At 46.2% G+C, this 5,600-nt stretch carries 4 protein-coding genes and 1 pseudogene; 3 read left to right on the top strand and 2 right to left on the bottom strand.

All coding sequences use genetic code 11. The features are described from left to right. The first annotated feature begins 561 nt into the window (after positions 1-561). Positions 562-1,713 (top strand): annotated as a pseudogene (locus INT33_RS21640) (integrase core domain-containing protein). 57 nt (positions 1,714-1,770) lie between these two features. Beyond that, positions 1,771-1,935 (top strand): TRAP transporter large permease subunit, encoded by a 165-nt coding sequence (locus INT33_RS20660; protein ID WP_226940292.1) that lies wholly within the window; start codon positions 1,771-1,773, stop codon positions 1,933-1,935. 69 nt (positions 1,936-2,004) lie between these two features. Here the strand turns inward: INT33_RS20660 and INT33_RS20655 are convergent, their stop codons facing one another. Both INT33_RS20655 and INT33_RS20650 read right to left on the bottom strand, forming a co-directional pair. After that, positions 2,005-3,057 carry a GlxA family transcriptional regulator gene (locus INT33_RS20655; RefSeq protein ID WP_193092913.1) on the bottom strand — a complete coding sequence of 351 codons (1,053 nt, stop codon included), beginning with the start codon at positions 3,055-3,057 and terminating at the stop codon, positions 2,005-2,007. 260 nt (positions 3,058-3,317) lie between these two features. Beyond that, on the bottom strand, positions 3,318-4,775 hold the full coding sequence (locus INT33_RS20650; protein WP_193092912.1) for a sodium:solute symporter family protein: 1,458 nt from the start codon (positions 4,773-4,775) through the stop codon (positions 3,318-3,320). 355 nt (positions 4,776-5,130) lie between these two features. Here INT33_RS20650 and INT33_RS20645 point away from each other — a divergent pair, with 355 nt between their 5' ends. Then, positions 5,131-5,526, top strand: coding sequence for a LysR family transcriptional regulator (locus INT33_RS20645; protein WP_193092911.1), 396 nt, complete (start codon positions 5,131-5,133; stop codon positions 5,524-5,526). The last annotated feature ends 74 nt before the right edge of the window (positions 5,527-5,600 follow it).

Genomic DNA, 5,600 nt, shown 5'->3' with positions numbered 1-5,600 from the left:
CAAGCAGCTTTAGGGCGATGATATGCGTGGCGTGCATAGGCCGCTGCTTGCGAGCCGACTTTTCGTACAGAACCTAATACGCCTTGAGCAATTTTGGTTTTTATTACAGGTTTTTTCATAGCCATAATCCTTTGTTTGTTGGACTTATCGGTAATAAGTATTTTTGGGATTAGTTTTTATGAGCTAGCAACAAAGCCACCGGTCAAGCTTCGACTTATCGCTTTAGGTTATTTTCATTAAAATTATATATGCGATCAATTAATATAAAGCTATCACTAAAAAAATAAATTGTCAAAAATATAAAACCCCCTATAAACAATGAGTTATATTTTTATTTGTTCAAATATATTTTTTATTAGACACCGGCAGCAACCGATAGACGCTGAATACCGCCGAGCCGATCCTTTTGGACTGCCTGACCTATCCCTCGAAACGAACACTTTAAGTTTTCTGCAATTGCCAGCTAACCTTGTTTAAAGGGAGATCTCATGGTAATCCCCCCGAAAAACCAAGGTGCTCAAAAGTAGAATTTTCCGTAAGCTAAACGCAGGGAGATTCTGCATGAAAAAATCATGTTTTTCTGACAGCCAGATCCTGTCGATCCTCAAGCAAGCCGAAGGCGGCGCACCGGTTCCAGAGCTATGCCGTGATGCAACCTTCTATAAGTGGCGAGCTAAATTCGACGGCATAGATGCGTCCATGATGGCCCGGCTGAAAGAGCTAGAGGATGAAAACCGACAGCTTAAGAAGATGTACGCTGAGGAACGATTGAAAGCGGACACCCTCAAGGAAGCCATCGAAAAAAGTGGTGAAGCCGTCTCGACGCCGTAAGATGGCGCAGAAAGCCGTCAATGGGAAGCGCATCAGTATTCGACTGGCTTGCTTGATGCTCAGCATCAGCGAGACCGCTATTGCTACCGGCCCAAGCTCAGCAGCGAGAATGCTGAGATCGCCGACTGGCTGATCCGATTGACCCATAACTAGCGAAATTGGGGCTTCGGCCTGAGCTTTTTGCACCTGAGAAACGTCAAAGGGTTTGGCTGGGATCACAAACGGGTTTACCGAATTTATCGGGAGCTAGAACTGAACCTGCGGATAAAACCCAAGAAACGCCTAGTTCGTGAAAAGCCGGAGCCACTGATGGAAGTCAGTCCCGTCGGCTCAAAGGCCATCAGAATGCCCTCAGCAGGTACTTCTGCTGCATTAATGAGGTTCTGATAACCCACTAACGTATTAGGGAACTTAAACGTTTTGTTACGACCTGACGGCCATAAAGTGACCGCATCATGGGACGTTTTGGCAATGTCGATGGCGATCATTACCTTCACAAAGCTATTCTTTATGTTGTCAGCCATGTGTACATCTCCTAAATCCACTGATTGACATCAGAGATTTTGGTACAGATGGCTGGCTCCAACCTACTTATTCAGCAAATACTATGGCCCAAAATACATCAGTGACAAACTAACCCGTTGGGCGAAGCTGAACAGTATTGAGCTGCTGTACATTCAACCTGGCAAGCCACAGCAGAATACCTACATCGAACGCTACAACCGAACAGCCCGTTATGATTGGCTGAGTCATTATTTGTTCGACTCGATCGCTGAAGTACAGGATTTTGCCACACGCTGGCTCTGGACGTGCAACCACGAGCGACCGAATATGGCATTGGGTGGGATAACACCGAAACAGAAAGTGACAATGACTGCCTAATCAACTCTACTTATCACCCCGGTTATAAATGGGGAAATTATCTGACTCTCGATAGGCATGATTACCCCGCCGGTGGCGATCAACCTGTACGTTGCTTCCTCCGTCACGCAGCTGCCGCTTGAGCGCATTACGCGGGCCATCGTGCCGTATATGCTGGGCTTGATCGGGGTGCTGCTGTTAGTCGTCTACGTGCCTATCTTTATGGGCTGGTCGGGTGACTAAATTGGCGCTGGCAACTCATTTAAAGGGGTCTTTATGGCCCCTCTTCATGTCGCTCGTGGTGGTTTAAACCTACAGGAAATATTCGCCCCTTTGGCACGACTTTCGGAACTGACCCGGCGTAATATTAAAGTGCCGATAAAAACAGCTTCGAAAATGGGAAAAACTCGAAAAGCCGGTCGCCACCGCTACCTCCGTCACGGACTTGTTAGTTTGTTGAAGAAGCTGCCGAGCGCGCGTCAAGCGAAGCTCTATATAATATCGTGAAGGGCTAGCACTTACGTAGTTACAAAACATGCGTTCAAGCTGGCGCCTTGAAATGTTGACCCAGTTGGCTATTTCAGGGATAGAAAGAGGTTCTTCAATATTGTTTTTCATCAGCTGAAGTGAAATTTTAAGCTTCTCGGGCAGGGTGTGGTTTTGATCGATACGGAGCGTCGATACATCCGGCAAATCGATACCCTTGTCACAACTTAGCATCTCCTCGACAGCACCAACCACCTCGTTGCCACAGTCTAAACGCACCACTTCCAGCATCATACTAAGAGAGCTGCTAGCGCCAGCGCAGCTTAGCCGACTACGGTCTACAATAAAACTACGGCTGGTTACAGATACGTTCCAGTACTGCTCTGCCATCATGGCTCGTCCGTCTGGATGATAGGCGCACTGGTAACCGCTCAAAAGACCAGCTTCCGCAAGAAAGTAAGCTCCGTTCCAAAGCCCTCCAAGCGCGGCCCCCTGAGCATCCGCTCTCCTTAATATACTTCGTAGCAATAAACTGGCTTGCGTTTTAACTCGCAATCCACCACACACGATAAGAACATCTACCTGAAAATCAATTGACTTAAAGCTTTGCAGAGAGAAGTCGTTCGCAATCTCAATGCCTAGATCAGACACAGTAGACCCCGCATTGCTACCCACAACCGTGATTTCATAAATAGTGGCGGTCTTCATTAAGTTTGTAGTCACCAGTGCATCAACAGCCCCGGTAAACGCCATCATTGAAAAGTTTTCAAGCAGGATAAAAACAACTTTCTTAGTCGTTTTAATTTTATCAGCCCCCTCCTGTGAAGAAACATATGGTCTGTTTTTATTTTTAAATATACTTGAAGATTTATGATCCATAAAGCCTCCAGAGACTAAGCTCATCATCAACTAGCTTCTTTCTACCTACCCCACTATCCAAAAAGATTTGTTTCAAAACAATTAATACTACACGATATAAATTTCTTTTATAATCAAAATTTTAGCTTAAAAAGTGGGAAAGGGCTGCCACCGAAAAGCTCTCGATATTCGAACATATCTTTTTCAGAAGATATAATTCGATAGAGACGCATCACGATGGCATGCCAGAAGCGCAAAGTAAGTATTATTTCAACTTCAATCTATCTTAAACTTTCTGAATAAATACATTTAGTTTTATTTGTCAGCAGCGATATAGCCACGTAAAAAACGGATGAAACCGCACAACCGGTCAGTGGTCCGATCAGCCACCCCACGTCAACAAACAGCATCATATAGCCGCTGGTGCAAAAGCCTGTAATCATTGCGACCAGCGCGCCCCAAGCGGATCCTTGCCAAAAAGTTGAAATGAAAACCGGACCAATAAAGCTGGCCAACAAAGTACCAGTCCCCAAGATGCCTAGCCAAGAGAGCATGAAGGGTGGAGCGTAAAGCATCATCAATAGTGCCACGCACCCCAAGATGACCACCGCCGAACGGTTGATCCACAGCACCCGGCTAGGGTTTTTGATATAGCTGAATAATGCTAGTCGTAGGTCATGAGAGACTGCAGAAGCCACAGTATGCAGTAGCGAGTTGGCAGTCGATTTCATGGCAAAAAGAATGAACAGGGTAATCAGGCCTTCCAAAGCTGGCGGCATAAACTGTTCGAGATAGACCGGCATAGCGTTATCCGGGTCAGCCAAGTCAGGCACCTGCACTTTGATGTAAAGTCCCACCACCGGTACCAGGCTTAACAGCGCGCCGAAAATCGCCACGTAGATACCCATCTTATGCAACTTCACGTCCGGCCGGAAAGCCAAGAAGCGTACCGCCATGAAAGGTAGAACTGCAGCGAACAGGAAGGCGTAAGGCAGCACCAAAAAAACCATGGCCGGACTATCACCATAGTGGGCACCAGTGGAAGGGTTCAACAATTCCGGATCCATCGCGTTAAGCGTGCTTTCCCATTCACTTAGATCGATACTGGTCAAGATTTGCACGATAATTATGATGGCGGCCAGACACATGCCAACAACCATCACTGTATCGGTCCAGGCCACTGCGGCAAGTCCACCCAGCATGGTATAGATAATAATGACACCCACCATCAGCAGTGCGCTGTTAGTAAGTTCTATATCCAGCCAGTTAGCACCCAGCAATGCCACAGCCTTAATCTGACTGGTTAGAAAGACTAATAGTAATACGATGGTGATCAGCGCCGCGAGTCCTTGCACTGCGCGACCCAAGGCACCGCCGCCGTGAATCTGAGCGACATATTCTGGAATGGTATTACTACCCATGTCCGCCGCCTTTGCCTGTAAGAAACTGGCGAAATATAGCACTGCGATCATCATCGCTGGAGCGAAGAAAAAGTTCCCAAGCACCTCAATCGCTCCGAACTGATAGGCTGCACCGGGTGAGCCTACGAAGCCCCATCCACTGAAGCCCGTAGCGACAATAGTACCAGCGCCGACGAAAGCACCTAGAGAGCGTCCTGCCAGTAGAAAACCACCTTCGTCGCCGTTCTTCATCATTTTAGATGACAGGTAGCCCAAATAGATCATCAGTGCAAAAGTGATGAACAACAGGCCCCAGTTGAAAATCTGATAACCGTCCATAGCGCTTAACTCCCCTGTTGGTCTTGTTGGAGTTTTTGCTTGCGTTTAAGCTCCCGTCGCATGTAAGTGGCGCCAGCGTGCACCAGCATATAAATGCTTAAAACTAGAAAGGTGGATAATGCCCATGAGTTCATCTTTTCGTTCTCTTGTTATTGAATTGATAGTGGAAAGGATGTGGTGGATCGATCTACATTGAATGAGTGCCAAATGGCTTTCATGGCCCTACACTTTAGATATGTCAAGCTAGGCGCCATAGCGTATTTTCATAGCATGTTTAACAAGGTATTTTATGCCTGCGGTTGCGGCCAATTAGAAGGGCAAATGCAGGCATCACTATTACCAATGCGAGGCCATTTTGAAAAATATTCCAACCGAACTTTTGAGAACCTTTGTTACTATCAAGGATCTTGGTGGGTTTACCAATGCAGGTGAACTCTTGGGACGTTCACAACCGGCCATTAGTTTACAAATCAAAAAACTGGAAGAGATACTGAATACAAAGTTATTTCTTCGTGGCTTCAATTTGGCACTAACTGCCGACGGGGAAAATGTCTATCATTCTGCCCAGAAGATATTAGATATAAATGACTCACTTATAAAAAAGTTAGCCGGAGAAAACATTACAGGAAAGGTTCGACTTGGCATTCCGAGCGATCTCGAGCTTGCTTTTTTACCTAAAGCGTTAAAAGGGTTTTCAAAAATTTACCCTAATATCGCTATAGAAGTTGACTGCGAAATAAGTAAGGTTTGAATCGCCCCGGATATTCTAGACACCCGTTAGGCTCTTAAAGTAACGCCTTTCATACTCAACCGGTGACAAGTTAT

It is taken from the genome of Halomonas colorata (assembly GCF_014897985.1).
In the GTDB taxonomy this organism is placed as follows: Bacteria; Pseudomonadota; Gammaproteobacteria; order Pseudomonadales; family Halomonadaceae; genus Vreelandella; species Vreelandella colorata.
Note: the sequence above shows the minus strand (reverse complement) of the source record. Positions and strands in the feature narration are given on the sequence as shown.

What these genes read in the sequence shown, in the direction of transcription:
- INT33_RS20660 (WP_226940292.1), top strand. Translation starts at nt 1,771, where the DNA reads ATGATTACCCCGCCGGTGGCGATCAACCTGTACGTTGCTTCCTCCGTC.
- INT33_RS20655 (WP_193092913.1), bottom strand. Translation starts at nt 3,057, where the DNA reads ATGGATCATAAATCTTCAAGTATATTTAAAAATAAAAACAGACCATAT.
- INT33_RS20650 (WP_193092912.1), bottom strand. Translation starts at nt 4,775, where the DNA reads ATGGACGGTTATCAGATTTTCAACTGGGGCCTGTTGTTCATCACTTTT.